General features: G+C 62.6%; 13 protein-coding genes. 8 read left to right on the top strand and 5 right to left on the bottom strand.

The window, feature by feature from the left end; translation table 11 throughout:
- The first annotated feature begins 136 nt into the window (after positions 1-136).
- From QRN10_RS15365 to QRN10_RS15350, 4 genes are all read left to right on the top strand, one after another.
- Positions 137-1,210, top strand: coding sequence for a serine hydrolase domain-containing protein (locus tag QRN10_RS15365; RefSeq protein ID WP_285428657.1), 1,074 nt, complete (start codon positions 137-139; stop codon positions 1,208-1,210).
- On the top strand, positions 1,207-1,521 hold the full coding sequence (locus QRN10_RS15360; RefSeq protein ID WP_253511075.1) for an amidase: 315 nt from the start codon (positions 1,207-1,209) through the stop codon (positions 1,519-1,521). The genes QRN10_RS15365 and QRN10_RS15360 overlap by 4 nt, the downstream gene beginning before the upstream one ends.
- Before the next feature lie 188 nt (positions 1,522-1,709).
- On the top strand, positions 1,710-2,300 hold the full coding sequence (locus tag QRN10_RS15355; protein WP_285428656.1) for a YceI family protein: 591 nt from the start codon (positions 1,710-1,712) through the stop codon (positions 2,298-2,300).
- A 1-nt stretch (position 2,301) separates the two neighbouring features.
- Complete coding sequence (locus tag QRN10_RS15350; protein WP_285428655.1) at positions 2,302-3,459, top strand: phospholipase D-like domain-containing protein; 1,158 nt, start codon at positions 2,302-2,304, stop codon at positions 3,457-3,459.
- Between the two features lie 27 nt (positions 3,460-3,486).
- Here the strand turns inward: QRN10_RS15350 and QRN10_RS15345 are convergent, their stop codons facing one another.
- The gene (locus QRN10_RS15345) at positions 3,487-6,522 is read right to left on the bottom strand and encodes an autotransporter domain-containing protein (protein ID WP_181081525.1); all 3,036 of its coding nucleotides are present in this window, start codon (positions 6,520-6,522) and stop codon (positions 3,487-3,489) included.
- A 315-nt stretch (positions 6,523-6,837) separates the two neighbouring features.
- Positions 6,838-9,129, bottom strand: a complete 2,292-nt coding sequence (gene bglX, locus QRN10_RS15340) for a beta-glucosidase BglX (protein ID WP_181081524.1) — start codon at positions 9,127-9,129, stop codon at positions 6,838-6,840.
- 238 nt (positions 9,130-9,367) lie between these two features.
- Between bglX and QRN10_RS15335 the strand changes: the two genes are divergently transcribed.
- The 4 genes from QRN10_RS15335 (at position 9,368) to QRN10_RS15320 (ending at position 12,768) form a co-directional block, all read left to right on the top strand.
- Positions 9,368-9,979, top strand: coding sequence for a LemA family protein (locus QRN10_RS15335; RefSeq protein WP_253511085.1), 612 nt, complete (start codon positions 9,368-9,370; stop codon positions 9,977-9,979).
- A gap of 18 nt (positions 9,980-9,997) precedes the next feature.
- Positions 9,998-10,726: a TPM domain-containing protein gene (locus QRN10_RS15330; RefSeq protein ID WP_253511088.1), complete on the top strand. Its 729-nt coding sequence runs from the start codon at positions 9,998-10,000 to the stop codon at positions 10,724-10,726.
- A 31-nt stretch (positions 10,727-10,757) separates the two neighbouring features.
- Positions 10,758-11,375: a TPM domain-containing protein gene (locus QRN10_RS15325; RefSeq protein ID WP_285428654.1), complete on the top strand. Its 618-nt coding sequence runs from the start codon at positions 10,758-10,760 to the stop codon at positions 11,373-11,375.
- Positions 11,376-11,532: 157 nt separating this feature from the next.
- On the top strand, positions 11,533-12,768 hold the full coding sequence (locus QRN10_RS15320) for a class I SAM-dependent methyltransferase (protein ID WP_181081143.1): 1,236 nt from the start codon (positions 11,533-11,535) through the stop codon (positions 12,766-12,768).
- Here the strand turns inward: QRN10_RS15320 and QRN10_RS15315 are convergent.
- The 3 genes from QRN10_RS15315 to QRN10_RS15305 form a co-directional block, all read right to left on the bottom strand.
- On the bottom strand, positions 12,752-15,307 hold the full coding sequence (locus QRN10_RS15315; RefSeq protein WP_285428653.1) for a TonB-dependent receptor: 2,556 nt from the start codon (positions 15,305-15,307) through the stop codon (positions 12,752-12,754). The two genes, QRN10_RS15320 and QRN10_RS15315, sit on opposite strands and share 17 nt — an antisense overlap.
- Before the next feature lie 126 nt (positions 15,308-15,433).
- Entirely contained in the window at positions 15,434-16,402 is a 969-nt protein-coding gene (locus QRN10_RS15310; protein ID WP_285428652.1) for a FecR family protein, read from the bottom strand.
- On the bottom strand, positions 16,399-16,938 hold the full coding sequence (locus QRN10_RS15305) for an RNA polymerase sigma factor (protein WP_181081140.1): 540 nt from the start codon (positions 16,936-16,938) through the stop codon (positions 16,399-16,401). Before QRN10_RS15305 ends, QRN10_RS15310 begins: the two co-directional genes overlap by 4 nt.
- Positions 16,939-16,949 lie beyond the last annotated feature (11 nt).

The raw sequence follows: 16,949 nt of genomic DNA, 5'->3' as shown, positions 1-16,949 counted from the left end.
CCGAAGTCAGGCTATGGAGGCCCGGTGTCATCTCCATGAAGTTATGGTGACGCTTGGATGACAGGCCCTTTGTCGTCAATCTGTCATGCGCCTGGGCTAGCCTCGCGGGTTTGAATGCCCCGTCGAGTTCGCGTCCATGGTCAGAGGCCTGTTGTGCGTTGCGCTGTTGTTGTTCACCGTTAACGGCCACACTGAAACCTGGCCCGACCCGCAATGGGCCGAGGGCGCGCGGCTCACCGGTCCCGCGCTCCAAGCCCTGGACGCCTATGCCTTTCCCCCGCGCGACGACAGCACCCGCCAAGGCATTCGCACCGACGCCCTGCTGGTGATACGCGACGGTGAAGTCATCTACGAACGCTACGCCGCACCCACTACCGCCAGCACGCCGCACTTGACCTGGTCGGTCAGCAAAAGCCTGATGGCCTGCGTGCTGGGGGTGGCCTACGGCGACAACCGCTTCAAATTGAGCGACCCGGTGGCGCGGTTTTACCCGCCGATGAAGCAGCATCCGACGGTCACAATGGCCGATCTGCTGCACTGGGCCTCGGGGCTGGACTGGCAGGAAGACTACGAATTCGCCCCGCTGAAATCCTCGGTGGTGGCCATGCTCTACACCCGTGGCCGCACGGACATGGCTGAGTTTGCCGCGAACACGGAGGCCTCCAGCGCGCCGGGCCAGGCGTTCCGTTACTCCAGTGGCGACAGCAATCTTTTATCCGCCGCACTGAAAGGCATGCTCGGTCACAAGGCCTATATGAGTTACCCGTGGGATGCGTTGTTCAAGCCACTGGGCATTCGCAATGCCACGTGGGAAACCGACGGCGACGAGACGTTTGTCGCCTCGTCCTACGCTTACCTCACCGCTCGCGACCTGGCGCGGGTCGGCCTGCTGATGGCGCGGGAGGGGCGTTGGGGTGATCAGCAACTGCTGCCCAAGGAGTGGGTGGCCTTCAATCGCCAACCGTTCAACCGATACCAGGCCGGGCAGGACGAAGCTGTCCCCGGCGGCCATTGGTGGCTCAACCAAGGCACGCCAAGGCCTTGGCCCGACGCTCCCGCCGATACCTTCGCGGCGCTCGGCCACTGGGGCCAGGCACTGTTCGTATTGCCCGATGAACGCCTGGTGATCGTGCGCTACGGCGACGACCGTGACGGCAGCTATCGCCACAACGAATTGCTCAAACGCGTGCTTGCGGCGGTGCAACCATGATCCGTCGTCGGCCGTTGACCGGTTTTTTTCTGCTGTTATTGCTCGCGCTGTTGGCGTGGGTCTGGCACGAACGCGTCAACCTGCAAGCCTTCCCCGATATCATCGCGGCGTACACCGCCAAAGAGTATTGCTCATGCCGCTATGTGGCGAATAACCCGGCGCAGTACTGCAAGGGGTATGTGAAGCAGTACGTGCCGACCAGCGCCTTCAGCGACAACCCGGAGCGCAGTGAAGTGACGGCGAGCGGGCTGGGCCGAACCCACAGCGCAAGGTGGCTCGGCGACCGTCAAGGCTGCCGCCTGAATCCCTGACACGGCACACTTCCCCTGCGGGAGCTGGCTTGCCTGCGATGACGACGGCACAGGCGACAGTGATGTTGACTGACCTGCCGCTATCGCAGGCAAGCCAGCTCCCACAGTTGATCTGCTTCGTCAGTTACATTGCGCCCGGCAGGCGGCGCAGTTAAGGTTCGTCCAGGTTTTTTGCCCCTCGAGTCTTTATGTTCAATGCTTCTCTGATAAAACCCCTGGCCTTCGCCTTGCTGGCGGTCGCTGCTGTGCCCGCCCATGCCGACTGGTACCTGGATAACGAATCCTCGCGCCTGTCGTTCGTCACCACCAAAAACACTGAGATTGCCGATGTGCATCGTTTTCTGGTGCTGCACGGCAAGGTCGACGACAAAGGCGCGGCGCAGGTGCAGGTGGAACTGGAGTCGGTTAACAGCGGCGTGCCGCTGCGCGATGAGCGCATGCGCAATCAGTTGTTTGAGATCAAGACGTTCCCCGAGGCGTTGATCAGCGCGCAGATCAATCTGCAGCCCATTAACGACCTGGCCCCCGGCGCGCAATTGGAGTTGCGCCTGCCACTGAGTGTGACCTTGCACGGCAAAACCCAGGCCTACAGCGCCGAGCTGCTGGCCACGCGCCTGGATGACCGGCGTTTCCAGGTGGTGACCCTGGAACCGGTGGTGCTGCATGCCGAGGATTTCGACCTGGCGCCGGGGGTGGCCGCGCTGCGCAAGGCGGCCGGGCTGAAGTCGATCAGTTTGTCGGTGCCGGTGGGTGCGGTACTGATCTTCACGGCGCGCTGACATGGGCGGCGCGGTGTTTCCGTGGCGCAGCGCCAACCGTTTCGAGTTGTTGATCGACGGCCCGCAGTTTTTCCCGCAGATGCTGGTGGGCATTGCCCGTGCCGAACAGCAAGTGGACCTGGAGTTGTATCTGGTGGAGGCCGGTGCGTGCGCCGAGGCCATGGTGCAGGCACTGGTGCTGGCCGCCGAGCGCGGTGTGCGCGTGCGGTGCCTGTTCGATGACTACGGCAGCCTGGCGTTTACCCTGTCGCTGCGCAAACGCCTGACTGACGCCGGGGTGGAACTGCGCTTCTACAATCGTCTGAGCTGGCGACGCTGGATGCGTAACCTGTACCGCGACCATCGCAAGCTGTTACTGATCGACCAACAGCTCGCCGTGGTCGGCGGCACGGGCGTAACGGATGAGTTCTGGACGCCGGGCCAGGACACGGCCGAGTGGCACGAGGTGATGGTGCAGGTCAGCGGCCCGCTGGTGCTGGACTGGCAGGCGCTGTTCGACCGCCAATGGCACGCCAACGCGGCGCGGCGCGCATGGAAACCCGCCACGCATTTCGGTTTGCCGCGTCTGCCCAAGGTGCCGGCGACGGGGCCGGGGCTGGGCCGGGTGGCCTACGCGGATTCCCGACAGCACCGCGACATCCTGCAATCGTTGATCCGCGCGCTGAACAGTAGTCAGCAACGTATCTGGTTCGCCACGCCGTATTTTCTGCCCACGTGGGGTGTGCGCCGCGCATTGCGCCGGGCAGCAGGGCGTGGGGTGGATGTGCGTTTACTGCTGACCGGCCCGCGCACCGATCACCCTTCAGTGCGCTACGCGGGCCACCGTTATTACCCGCGCCTGCTGCGTTCGGGGGTGCAGATTTTTGAGTATCAGCCGTGCTTTCTGCACCTGAAAATGGTGCTGGTGGACGATTGGGTCAGCATTGGCTCATGCAATTTTGATCACTGGAATTTGCGCTTCAACCTGGAAGCCAATCTGGAAGCCCTGGACCCGGCATTGGCGCTGGCGGTAAAGGACAGTTTCGAGCGCGATTTTGCCCAGAGCCAGGTGGTGAGCCTGGAAGCGTGGAAGGCGCGGCCGTTGTGGCGGCGGGTGAAGCAGCGGCTGTGGGGCTGGATTGATCGGTTGGTGGTCAACCTGTTGGATCGGCGGGGTTAGGGCCGCGCCTTTCGTTCAGAACGCTGTTTAAAACTGCAGCGAATACTGCGCCGTGAGGTTCTGGTCCCGTGAACGCTCACCGCGCTGCTGGTTGAAACCCAGGTCCAGCGCGCTGTGGCGGCTCAGGCGCGCAGTGGCGCCCAGTTCCAGTCGGGTGCTGAGGCGGTCCAGTGGAGCGCCGCTGACCTGTAGCGCGGAGCCGCCGTCCCAGGCGACTTGAGCCGCTGGTTGCAGGCCTCCGCCGGCATGGGTGTAGGCCAGGCCACCGCGCAGGCTCAACCATGATGGGCCGACCAGGGCTTGAGCCAGGTCGATATTGAAGCGCACACCGCCGGTGGTCAGGTTGACGCTCTGCTTTGCGCTTTTGCCGCGCAGCGCGGCCATGCCGCCTCGTTCGCTGAACCCGTCGCTGCGCAGCTGTACATGGGCCAGTTGCAGGTACGGCTGCCAATCCCAGAACCCATGATTGAACCGATAGTTGGCCTCGGTAAACGTCTGCACAGTACGGCTCGCATAGTCGGCAGACAGGCGATTTTCGACGCCGGCAAAGCTGACGCGGCGTTTGCTCTGGACCTGATGCTGCGCGTAGGCGATGCCGCCATACAGGCCGAACGCGTCCCAGGTGTGGCCAGCGTGCAGGCCCAACTGATAGCTGTCGACACTCGCCTTGCCTCGCGCGCCGGCCTTGGCCTCGCTGCTGCCGCTGCCGGCCACCAGCCCCAGGCGGGAGCCTTGTTCCAGCCGGTGATCAAACCCGACCAGCAGGCCGATGCTGCTATGGGAGGTGCGCGCGGTGTTGCCATCGCCTTCGAGCTGGCCATTTCGGCGGGGCAGTTGGACCCAGGCGCCGCTGTTCAAGTCGTCGGACTCACCTGCGCGGTTGCCTTGCCGGTCGAGCGCCGACTGGCGCAGCACGCGGCTGTTTTCGATCAGCACCGCCTGGGTGCTGGCATGCAACTCGCCACTCAACTGGTCGAGCGCCGCGGGGGCCTGGTCGGGAAACAGTGCGGTCAAGCGTTGCAGCAGCGGGGTCGGCATGGCTTGAGCGTCGGCGGCCGTGGCGACGGCGCGCTGGTTGGCGGTGTTTGCCGCTGAAGCGAGCGAGCGGCCCCGGCCGAATTCCACTAGCAAGTGGTTGTCTTGCTTGACCTGGAAAGCGCTGAGAAAGGGAGAGAACTCGCGGTGGTCGACCGAGGCAAACTCACCGCTCAAGTCGCCTTGTGCTTGGAGGATATTGTAGCGCTGGCCCAACGGATAACTGTTGGGTTGTGCGCTCAGGTACAGCGTGCCGCCGTTGATCGCGGCCTGGTTGCTCACGTGCAGTTTTGCCGGGTCGGCCTGGGCAACCAGGCCGGTCATCAGGGTTGCGCCCGATGCGTGCTGATAGTCGCCCTCGACCGCCAGGTTGCCGTTCAGGCGCAGCACGCCGCCTTCGAGTTTCACGTCGCCCTTGAGGGTGTTGGCGCCGTCCAGTTCCAGAATGCCTTCGTGGAGCGTGGTCCCGGCAAAGCTGTTATTGCCGCTCAAGCGCAGCCAGCCGGCACCGGTTTTTTCCAGGCGCCCCGGCCCGCTGATATCGTTGCGCCAATCGTCCCAGGCGCCGCCTTGCCAGACCACTGCGCCGCCGGCCGGGCGGTCCATGTTGACCCGGGTGTCGACGCGCAACTGGCCGGGCCCGTCGATGGCTTTTTTCAGGTCCATCAGGCCCCAGCCGTAGATATCGTCCACCCCGGGTTCACCCAGGTCGGTGGCGGTGGTCAGCAACACATCACGGATCTGCGGGTTGTCGAGGTAGGGAAAGCGCTCCATCAGCAAGGCCAGGCCGCCGCTCACGTGAGGGGCGGCGATGGACGTCCCGGAGGCGGTCAGGTCACCAAATTCGGGGTTGTCGCCAGTGACAGTGAAGCCATCGGCTTCATCGTCGTTGTCATAGTGGGTTTGGGTGTCTATCGAGCCCGCGACCCAGGCTGAGCTGATATCCGTTCCTGGCGCGGCCAGGCACCAGTCTTTGCTGAAGCCGCAGCGGTAGGAGCCATCGCTCAGGGTCAATGCCTGGTTCACATTGACCACGCTCAACCAATAGCGCTCCAACTCGGCCACGGCGCGTGGCAGGCTGGCATGGATCTCGGTAAAGGGCGCGGTTTGAGGCGATTCGTTGGGTTTTAATGAATTGCCCGCCGCCCATACTTGCAGCATGTCGTATTTGACGGCGCTGTCTGCGATGGCTTTAAGCTCTTGATAATGACGGGTATGGGTCTGGCTTAGCGCCAGATCCAGCGCGGCTTCATCGGCAAAGGGGGATGGCGTGCCCCAGCTGTGGTTGACCACGCGCACATTTTGTTTGTGCAACTGGGCATAGGCGGCTTCGACTGCCTCCGGCGTGGCATTGGCGACCCTGTCTGTGGTTGTCCCGGGACCCGCCTGGTAAGTATTACTGAACCTGCGCACCGCGCTCACGTTGGCCGCGTAAGCTACGCCATGGGAGCCCGCGCCATCGCGATTGGCAAGCACGGTGGCGGCAACGAAAGTGCCGTGGGGGTTGTACCGGGCCCCCACGTTTTTCAGGTAGTCATCGACCTCCTCCCGGGTGAGATCACCGTCGGCAATGGCCTCCTCCAGACCGGGCAGGGCTTCGGGTGGCAGTGAATCGCGCAGATTCACCTCGGAGCGATCACCTTCGCTGAAGAAGCAGCCACCCGACAGCACGGCATCGCTCACACAACCGGGATCTGCCAGTTGTACAGCGGAATGTGGCTTGCCGGCTAACTCATGATGGCGCAAGTCGGTGCCGGAGTCGTAAACCCCCACCTGCACACCCTCGCCGCTCAACCCCCTGGCATAGGCGTAGTCGGCGCCGACTGCGCCCAGCCCCCAACTTTTTTTGAACTCATCGCTGCGCCAACTGGCGGCGTCGTTCAATCGGCCTTGTTCGCGATAGCTTGCGGCTTCAACAGCCACGCTCGGCAAGCCACCGAGCAGGCACAGGGCGATCGCCTTGCGCTTGAACGATGATTGAACCGGAACTTGTTGAGTTGCCTGTCGGGGTTTTTTCGTGGGCGACATAGTCCACACACCTGCAGATTGATTTCGGGCTGACAGGGTGTGCGAGTGCACGGGGGGAGGGATATAGGACACTACTTGGAGATGTGCGTGAAACGTGACTTTTTGCTGACTCAGAGGGGGGGAGGGCGCCAGACCCAATGCCGCTATTGTGAAGACAATGCAGATCAAACCGTGGGAGCGGGCTTGCTCGCGAAAGCGTCGTGTCAGTCAACCTCAATATTACTGAGCCGACGCCATCGCAGCCTCGCTAAAGCTGGACAACTCCCACCTTCGACCTGCTTCGCTTCGAAGTCAGCATTCCTTAACCGAGCGGCCTTACAGCAGCTCGAAGGTCTGCTGCTGTACATCCTGGGAATCCAACCCGATCTGCACATTGAACTCACCCGGTTCGGCCGCGTACTTGAGCTGGGTGTTGTAGAACTTCAAGTCTTCTTCGGTGATGGTGAAGTGCAGCGTGCGCTCTTCACCGGCCTTGAGCATGACTTTCTGGAAGTTCTTCAACTCCTTGATCGGACGGATCATCGAACCGGCCACGTCCTGGATGTACAGCTGCACCACGGTTTCGCCGTCGACCTTACCGGTGTTTTTCACGGTGACGCTGGCGTCGAGCTTGCCGGTCTTGTTCAGGGTCGTGGACGACAGCGCCATATCCGACACGCTGAACGTGGTGTAGCTCAGGCCATAACCAAACGGGAACAGCGGCCCGGTGGTGTCATCGAAGTACTGCGAGGTGTAGTTGCCCGGCTTGCCTGGGGTGAACGGCCGGCCGATGGTCAGGTGGTTGTAGTAGGTCGGAATCTGCCCCACCGAACGCGGGAAGGTGATCGGCAGTTTGCCCGACGGGTTGTAGTCGCCGAACAGCACATCGGCGATGGCGTTGCCGCCTTCGGTGCCGGCGAACCAGGTTTCCAGGATGGCGTCGGCCTGTTGGTTCTCGTCGAGGATTGACAAGGGGCGGCCGTTCATCAGCACCAACACCAGCGGTTTGCCGGTGGCCTTGAGCGCCTTGATCAGGTCGCGCTGGCTTTGCGGGATGTTCAGGTCGGTGCGGCTGGAGGACTCGTGGGACATGCCACGGGACTCGCCCACGGCGGCGACGATCACGTCGGCCTGCTTGGCCGCTTGGACCGCCTCATCGATCAATACCTGCGGCGAGCGCTTGTCATCCACCACTTCCGGCGCATCGAAGTTGAGGAAGTTGAGGTAGTCGACTACCGCCTTGTCGTTGGTGATGTTGGCGCCACGGGCGTAGAGGATTTTGCCTTTTTCACCGATCACGGCGTTGAGGCCGTCGAGCAGGGTCACCGATTGCTCGGGTTTACCGGCAGCCGCCCAACTGCCCATCATGTCGATCGGCGCCTTGGCCAGCGGGCCGACCAGGGCGATGGTCGCGGATTTTTTCAGCGGCAGGGTGTTGTTCTGGTTTTTCAACAGGACCAGGCTGCGGCGCGCAATATCACGCGCTTCGGCGCGGTGCAGGCGGCTGTCGGCGTAGGTGTCGGCCGGGTCGTCCTCGGCCTTGCCGATACGCAGGTACGGGTCCTTGAACAGGCCCATGTCGTATTTGGCGCCGAGGACTTCGCGCACGGCGTTGTCGATGTCGCTCTGCTCGATCTCGCCGGACTTGAGCAGCCCCGGCAGTTCCTTGCCGTACAGCGAGTCGTTCATGCTCATGTCGATGCCGGCCTTGATCGCCAGTTTGGCGGCTTCACGCCCGTCCTTGGCCACGCCGTGCTTGATCAGCTCGAAGATCGCGCCGTGGTCGCTCACGGCCAAGCCCTTGAAGCCCCAGTCCCTGCGCAGCAGGTCGTTCATCAGCCAGGTATTGGCGGTGGCGGGTACGCCGTTGATCGAGTTGAGCGCCACCATGACGCTGCCGGAACCGGCCTTGATTGCCGCGTGATACGGCGGCAGGTAGTCCTGGTACATCTTGACCGGGCTCATGTCGACCACGTTGTAGTCGCGCCCGCCTTCCACCGCGCCATACAGGGCGAAGTGCTTGACGCTGGCCATCAGGCTGTCGGCATTGGCGGGGCTGGTGCCCTGAAACGCCTTGACCATCACGTCGGCGATGCGCGAGACCAGGTAAGTGTCTTCGCCGAAGCCTTCGGAGGTGCGGCCCCAGCGCGGGTCGCGGGAGATGTCGACCATCGGCGCGAAGGTGATGTCCAGGCTGTCGGCCGCAGCTTCCTGGGCGGCGATGCGGCCGGAGCGGCCGATGGCGTCCATGTCCCAGCTGGAGGCCAGGGCCAGGCTGATCGGGAAAATGGTGCGGTGGCCGTGGATCACGTCGTAGGCGAAGAACATCGGGATCTTCAGGCGACTGCGCATGGCCGCGTCCTGCATCGGACGGTTTTCCGGGCGGGTGATGGAGTTGAACGTGCCGCCGATGCGGCCGGCGGCGATTTCCTTGCGGATCAGCTCGCGGGGCATTTCGGGGCCGATGCTGATCAGGCGCAACTGGCCGATCTTTTCATCCAGGGTCATCTGCTTGAGCAGGTCGCTGACAAAGGCGTCCTTATCCTTAAGCGCAGCAGGCTTTGTTTCTGCCCATACGGGGTGAGTGGCCAGCGTGGCAACAAGGCCGAGCAAACACAGCTTTTTCATGAATATCCTTTTTCGGCTCACTGCACAGCGCTCGCGCTGACGGCCAAAATGTGGGGAGCGTCTATTGTTGTTCGGGCGTTGTTCAGAGAAATACCGCACACTTCTGAACTCTTATTCGCGCTGGGCATCTTTGTAGCTGATTGGCTCGATGCATACCAGTGGTGGCGGATTATGCCCCAAGCGCGCGGTTTATAGGGCAGGTCATCCAATTCCATCCAGTTTGGGCAGGAGATACATCATGCAAGCAGCACACGTTAACCGCTGGGGCCTCAAAGCCGCGGCTCTGCTATTGATCAGCACGGTGCTGAGCGGTTGCGGCATCAACACCATTCCCACCCTCGACGAGCAAGCCAAGGCGGCCTGGGGCCAGGTGCAGAACCAGTACCAGCGCCGTGCCGACCTGATCCCCAACCTGGTGGAAGTGGTCAAAGGCTACGCCGCCCATGAGCAGGACACCCTGACCGCCGTGATCGAAGCGCGGGCCAAGGCCACCTCGATCCAGGTCGACGCCAGCACCCTGGACAACCCGGAAAAACTCAAGCAGTTCCAGCAGGCCCAGGACGGCTTGAGCGGCGCCCTCAGCCGCTTGATGGTGGTGTCCGAGCGCTACCCGGATCTCAAAGCCAACCAGAACTTCCTGGCCCTGCAATCCCAGCTGGAAGGCACCGAAAACCGTATCGCCGTGGCGCGCCGCGACTTTATCCAGGCCGTGCAGGCGTACAACACCGAGATCCGCACCTTCCCAGGCCGTTTGTGGCACAGCGTGATGTACAGCGATTTGCCGATTCGCGCCACGTTCGAAGCCACCAGTGCCGATGCCGATAAAGCGCCGCAAGTGAAGTTCAAATAAGGCTGCACTGAGGTGTCGATGCGTTTATTAAGGATAGGCCTGGCGCTGTGGCTGTTGGCCTGCGCGGGCGCGGCCCAGGCAGCGTTGACCTTGCCGGCGCTGACCGGGCGGGTGGTGGACAACGCCCAGATGATCGACCCGGCGGTGCGCGAGCAGTTGACCCAGCAGTTGCAGGCGCTGGAGCAGACGCGCGGCGCCCAGATCGTGGTGGTTACCGTGCCCGACCTGCAAGGCGTGCCGATCGAGGACTTCGGTTATCAATTGGGGCGCCAGTGGGGCATCGGCCAGAAGGGCAAGGACAACGGCGCGCTGTTGATCGTCGCCCGCGATGAACGCAAGTTGCGCATCGAAGTGGGTTATGGCCTGGAAGGCGTGCTCACCGATGCACAGTCGTGGGTCATCATCAACCAGGTGATCGCGCCCAAGTTCAAGGCCGGCAATTACAGCCAGGGCATCAGCGACGGCGTGGCCGCGATGGTCCAGGTGGTCGGCGGTGAACCCCTCGCGGTGCCGGCCCATGTGGCGGACGGCAATTTTGCCAAGGATAATCCCGGCCTTTCCATTGGCCTGTTCGTGCTGCTGATCGGTGTGCTGTGGCTGTGCAATCGCCTGGGCCTGCCGGTGGGCGCGATCCTGCTGGCGATCCTCAGCAGCAGTGGGCGCGGCGGCGGTGGCGGGGGTGGCGGCGGTGGTTTCCGGGGCGGCGGGGGTGGCTTCGGCGGCGGCGGGGCCTCGGGCGGCTGGTAATGACAATAACGATAAAAGAGCATCTATAACCATGGCACTACTGAGTGAACACGAACAACGCCAGGTCGCCGAAGCGATCGCCCGGGTCGAGCAGCAGACCGACGCCGAGCTGGTGACAGTCCTGGCCGCCCGTGCCGATGACTACGCGTACATCCCGTTGTTGTGGGCCAGCCTGATCGCCCTGGTGGTGCCGGGGGTGGTGCATTACCTGTCCGGCTACCTGACCATGTACACCTTGCTGCTGGCGCAGTGGGTGACGTTCATTGTGTTGTGCCTGGTGTTTCGCTTGCCCAAGGTGACGACCCGCCTGATCCCGCGTTCGGTGCGGCATTGGCGCGCATCGAACCTGGCGCGCCGGCAGTTTCTGGAGCAGAACCTGCACCACACTGTGGGCAGCACCGGCGTGCTGATTTTTGTCAGCGAGGCCGAGCGCTATGTGGAAATCCTGGTGGATGAGGGCATCTCCAAACGCCTGGACGACAGCAATTGGGACGCCATTGTCCAGGCCTTCACCCAGCAGGTGAAACAGGGCCAGACACTGGCCGGGTTCATTGCCTGCATCCAAGCCTGTGGCGAGTTGCTCAAGGTGCATGTGCCGCTGACCCAGGCGCGCAATGAACTGCCCAATCGCCTGGTGGTACTTGAGTAGCCCGAATACCTCTATCAAACCGTGTGGGAGGGCTTGCTCCCTCCCACATTCAGCCCCGGTCTGTTCAAGCGCCGTACCGTTGATCAAATAACTCCGTGCCCTGAACCCTCATCCCCCCTAAAATGCCCGGCATTCCCTGCCCGAGGCGTTTTTGTTCATGTCCGTCACCGCTCAACCCGCCCGCCCTGCGCCGGATCATCACGCCCAGTTCATCGAACTGCTCGGCGAAAGCCTTGCGCACAGTGCCTTTATCAAGCTGGTGCTGGCCAAGTACGTCGGTGACGAAGCCGAGCTGCAACGGCTGATCATCAAGCCGGTGACCGTCAAGGAGCAGGCGTGCCTGTCCTTCGTGTACCGCTACAAAACCCGCGACATCACCAAGAACCTGCCCGTGGCCGAAGGCGTCGCGGCGATTGCCGCGCTGTTGCCGGCGTCGTTCAAGAACGCGCACTTGCTGGCGCTGACCGACGAAGCCCAGCTGGAATACAGCAAGAAGAACAAAAGCTCGCTGTTCAAGAGCAAGCCGCAGCAACTGCGTGAGGCGCCGTCGGCCGAGCACAACCGCGAAAAGCATCGTTTTCTCGACCTGAGCCGACCGTTCCTTGCCGACCTGGGCGTGACCGACGCCAAGCAGACGCTGATCCCGTCGATGTCGCGCAAGTGGAAACAGATCAACAAATTCATCGAGGTGTTCAGCCATGCGCTGACCTCGTCGCCGCTGAAACTGGACCAGCCGGTGCGGGTCGCCGATTTTGGTTCGGGCAAGGGCTACCTGACCTTCGCCATCCACGATTACCTGCGCAATACCCTCAACGCCGAAGCTGAAGTGACCGGCGTCGAGCTGCGTGAAGACATGGTGACCCTGTGCAACAGCGCCGCCGCGCGTCTGGATCACCCTGGGCTGGTATTCAAATGCGGCGACGTGCGCAGCGTGGCGCCCAGCGAACTGGATGTGATGATCGCGCTGCACGCCTGCGACATCGCCACCGACTATGCGATCCATACCGGCATCCGCTCCGGTGCGTCGATCATCATGTGCTCGCCGTGCTGCCACAAACAGATCCGCCTGCAGATCCAGAGCCCGGCGCTGCTCAAGCCGATGCTGCAATACGGCCTGCACCTGGGCCAGCAGGCGGAAATGGTCACCGACAGCCTGCGTGCGCTGTTCCTGGAAGCCTGCGGCTACGAGACCAAAGTGTTCGAGTTCATTTCACTGGAACACACCAACAAGAACAAAATGATCCTGGCCGTCAAGCGTGCCGAGCCGGTGGATAACGCGTCGTTGCTGGAGAAAATCCAGGCGCTGAAAGCGTATTACCACATCACTGAACACTGCCTGGAAACCCTGCTGCGCGCGGATTTATCCGTACACCTGCTCAGAAAAAACGCGTGACGCTGATCTTCGCATCGCGGCCCTTGGTGTAGGCCCGGTCGCCGCTCAGGGCCGGGCGATAGTTGTTGTTGAACATATTGTCGAGGGTGAAGTTGACCTCGGTGCCCTTCAGGTAAGCCTGCTGCGGCTTCCATTTGGCGAACAGGCCCTGGGTGTTGTAGCGCTTGTTGTTGTATTGGTCGTAAAAGGTGTCGCCGACGCTGCTGCCGGGGCCGCCGGAGTATTTGTCGCTGGGCAGGCGGTCGGTGGCGCCGATGAACTGGCCCATCCATCCCACTTGGGCGTCCCAGGCCGGAATATGAGTGCCGAGCACCAGCACCCACTTGGTCGGTGGAATGTCCCGCGCCGACACATCCGGGCCCCACGGGTTGGTGTACGCGCCTTCGTGCTGGCCGGTGGTATAGGCATACGACACCGAGCCGAACAGGTAGGTGGAGTTATAAAACGATTCCACCTCGAAGCCTTTGATGGTCACGCCGCCGATGTTGCGGTAGTTGGCCATCGGCCCCGGCGGGCAGGCCGTGGAAATCGTGCCGCCATTGATTGCCTGGTTCTGGCAGCCGACGCCGGTGGCCTTGAAGATTTCGTCTTCGACTTTGTTGTGAAACAGCGTCGTACGCACTTGCAGGCTGTCGTCCTGAGCAATCAGGTTGTCGAAGCTGGTGATGTTGCCCACGGTGATCGACGTGATGCGCTCCGGGTCGAGGTCGACGCTGGTGGCGGTGCGACTGCCCACGCCCTGCACTTCATATTGTTCGTCGATCACCGGCGCGCGCCAGGTCTGGCTCCAGTTGGCGAACAGCCCGACCTGCGGGGTGACGGTCCAGAACAGCGCCAGGCGGGGCGACCATCCGGTGTAGGTGCGGTCGCTGTAATCATGGCCAACCGCCGGATCGGGATTGCTGTAGTACGGCGCATCGTTGGCCTCGCCACGGTTGCGCACGTGGTCGTAGCGCAGCGACGGAGTGACCGTTACGTCGCCCAGGGTGACCGCATCCTGAATGAAGGCACTGTTGGTATCGACCTTGCCGTGGGGCATGAAGCCCGGCTGGAAATGCCCGTAGTTGTAGCGCGGCGTGTTGTAGGTGGCGCCGGGCATCCACATCTCGGTTTCCCGCGTATGCCTGCGGATCTGCGTGCCGACGGTGACCGCGTGCTGCAAAGGCCCGGTGTCGAACAGGCTGACGTTGCGGATATCGAGGTTTTTGTCGGTGTAGGCGGTGTCCATCCGGCGGCCGCCACTGGCAAGTTGGAAAAACGCCGTGTCGGTGCGCTCGTCGGTCTGCTCGGTGTTGGACTGCGAATATTTGACGGTCAGGTCCACCAGCGGGTTATCCAGCGGCTGGTATTCGTACTTGCCGGACCAAGTGGTGTCGACCGTATCGCGGTTGGCCAGGAAACGCTTCAACGCGCCTTCGTAGCCGTAGCGGTCGATATTGGCCTGGGTCGGGGGCGTGGGGTAGCTGGCGGCTGAAAACGGGGTCCAGCGGTCGCTGTGGGAACGCGAGTACGACAGGCCGACACTGTGCTCATCGGTGAAGTGCGCATTGACCTTGAACAACTGGCCGTCGACGTTCTGGGCGGAGTTGGGAAGGCGCTGAGGGTTGATCGGGTACTGGTTGTTCTCGTTGGGCAACTTGGCGGCGACTTTCATGTCGTCCCCGTCGCGCTTGGTCAGGTAGGCCAGGGCGTCGAAACGGCCGTCGTCGGTGCGACCGAACACGGCACTGCTGTAGACCTGCTCATGATCGTTGCTGGAGTAGCCATATTTGAGCATCGCGCCGCTGTTGCGGCCCTCTTGCAGCAGGTCGGGGGCGTCCTTGGTGGTCATATTGACCGTGCCGCCAAAGCCACCGTTGCCGGTGAAGGGCGAGTTAGGGCCTTTCTCCACCTCAATGCTCTTGATCAGTTCCGGTTCGATAAACACCGTGCCCTGCTGGTAGCGCTCGAAGCCGCTCTTGGTGGCGCCGTCAACGGTCAGCGGCACGTCTTCGGCATCGCCGAAACCGCGAATGTTAATGGTCTGGCCGCCGGGTTTGAGCGAGCCGCCCTGGCTGACCCCGGGCAGGGTCTGCAGCAGGCTGGGAATATTGTTGGCCTGATAGCGCTCGATGTCGGCCTGGCTCAGCGTGGAGCGGCCGACGGTGCTGGAGTCGACTTCGTTGCCGGTGCCGATCACGCTCAGGGCCTCCAGCTGGATCGTGCTGCTGGAAGTGGTCCTGGCCGCTTCGGGTTTGACCACGTAAGTGCTGCCGACCTTGATCAGGATGAACTCGCCGTTGTTCAGCAAGTTGCGAATCGCCGTTTCCGCGCTGTAGTCGCCGTCGAGCGCCGGGGCCTGCAGGTTCTTGAGTTGGGCCTCGTCGAACAACAGCTGGATTTTGGTCTGCTGCGCCACTTGGCTCAAGGACGCGGCCAAAGGTTGGGCGGGCAGGTGCAGCGTGAACGACTCGGCCTGGGCGCCCAGGCTGAAGGCCAGGCAGGTAAAGGCAAGGGTCGGTCGAAACATCGGCGAAGCGAGGCAAGGCGCGCGAAACATGAAATCCCCCAGGGTGGCTGAAAGGCCGAAAAGGTGTGCGTATCAAACGCAGACGGGAGGAAGACGGGGCTGGAAAAAAAATCCACACATGCGAATGCAAAATATTCTCATGTGTGGAGCCTGGGATTATTGGTTCGGTTCGATCCTGATCGCACCGTCGGCCGCGCTTACGGTTTTCACCGGCAGTAACGCAGGCAGGGCGTTGAGCAGGGCGTCGGGGTCGTTCACATCCAGGTTGCCCGATACTTTCAACTGCGCCACGGCTTGACTGACCTGCAACGGTGCCTGAGGCCGGTACAGGCTCAACTCATCCACAAGGCTGGCCAGTTCGCGATTGCGAAAGGCCAAATGCCCGCTGCGCCAATCGGCGACCGCTTCGTCGGAGAGGGTCTGCTGGACCAGCGTGCCCTTGGCGAAGGTGTAACTGGCGCGCTGTTGGGCATGGAGCTGGAGAGTCGGGCCTTGGGGCGTAGGTGCGAACGCGACCTGGCCGTGGGCGACGCTGACTACCAGTTGCCGGGGACCACGACGTACATCAAACCCGGTGCCGACCACGCGCACACTGGCCTCACCGGCGCGCACGAAGAGCGGGCGTTCCTTGTCGGGCGCCACGTCGATATACAACTGGCCTTCCTCCAACTGCACGATGCGCTGCAGGGCGCTGAAATCCACGCGCAGACGAGTGTTGGCGTTCACGTAGAGCGTGCTGCCATCCGGCAGGCTGAGCGTGCGCGCGCCCTTGGCCTGGGCCGACACCTGGAGGTGATACAGCTCGCGGGGCGCGCCGAGTTGCGTGGCCATCAAGGCGCACAGGACCGCCGCCGCTACCGCCAGCGCCGGGCGCCATACCGATGCCTTGCGCGGCGGCAGCGCCACGGGTTTGTTCAGTTGCTGCAACTGCGCGAGATCGGCCCACAACTGCTCGAATTCGGCATAGGCGCGGGCATGGGCCGGTACGGCGTGCCAGGCGGCGAAAGCCTTGCGGTCGGCACGGCCGGTGTCTTCACGGTTGCGTGCAAACCAACTGGCGGCCTGGGCATCGATGGAATCGCTGGCTTCGATATCCAGAATGTCGGTGTCGCTCAGGCGGTTCATTCTGGCTGCTCCGTGCCGGGTTCGTGTTGAAGGCGTCGCTTGCAATGCAGCAAGGCAAAGGCGATGTGTTTTTCCACCATGCTGATCGAAATGCCCATGCGCGCGGCGATCTGCGCCTGGCTCAGGCCTTCGAAGCGGTGCAGCATAAGGGCTTCTCGCCTGCGGGGCGAGAGTTCGGCGAGGACTTCTTTCAATTGTTCCAGACGCTGCAGGCGCAGTGCGGCGGCCATGGGTTCGTTCTGCTCCTCGGTGACTGCTTCGGCGTCCTTGTCGACCTGCTCGCACTGCACGGTCTGGCGCACCTTTTGTTTGCGCCAATGGTCACGCAGCAGGTTGCGCGCTACCTGAAACAGAAACGCCCGAGGCTGCTCGACGTTGGCCCGGTCGCGGTAACCCAGCCATTGGGCGAACACATCCTGGGTCATGTCCGCCGCGTCGCTGACGTTATCCGTGCGCTTGCGCAGAAAATGCAGAATGTCCGCATAGAATCCGCGAAAAGCATCGGCCGACAACGGGTCGGGCTTGGGACGAGACATGGATATCCTTC

Origin of the sequence: Pseudomonas sp. lyk4-R2A-8, assembly GCF_030209095.1 — a bacterium.
GTDB classification, from domain to species: Bacteria; Pseudomonadota; Gammaproteobacteria; order Pseudomonadales; family Pseudomonadaceae; genus Aquipseudomonas; species Aquipseudomonas quebecensis.
This window is presented reverse-complemented; position numbering and strand designations above follow the sequence as displayed.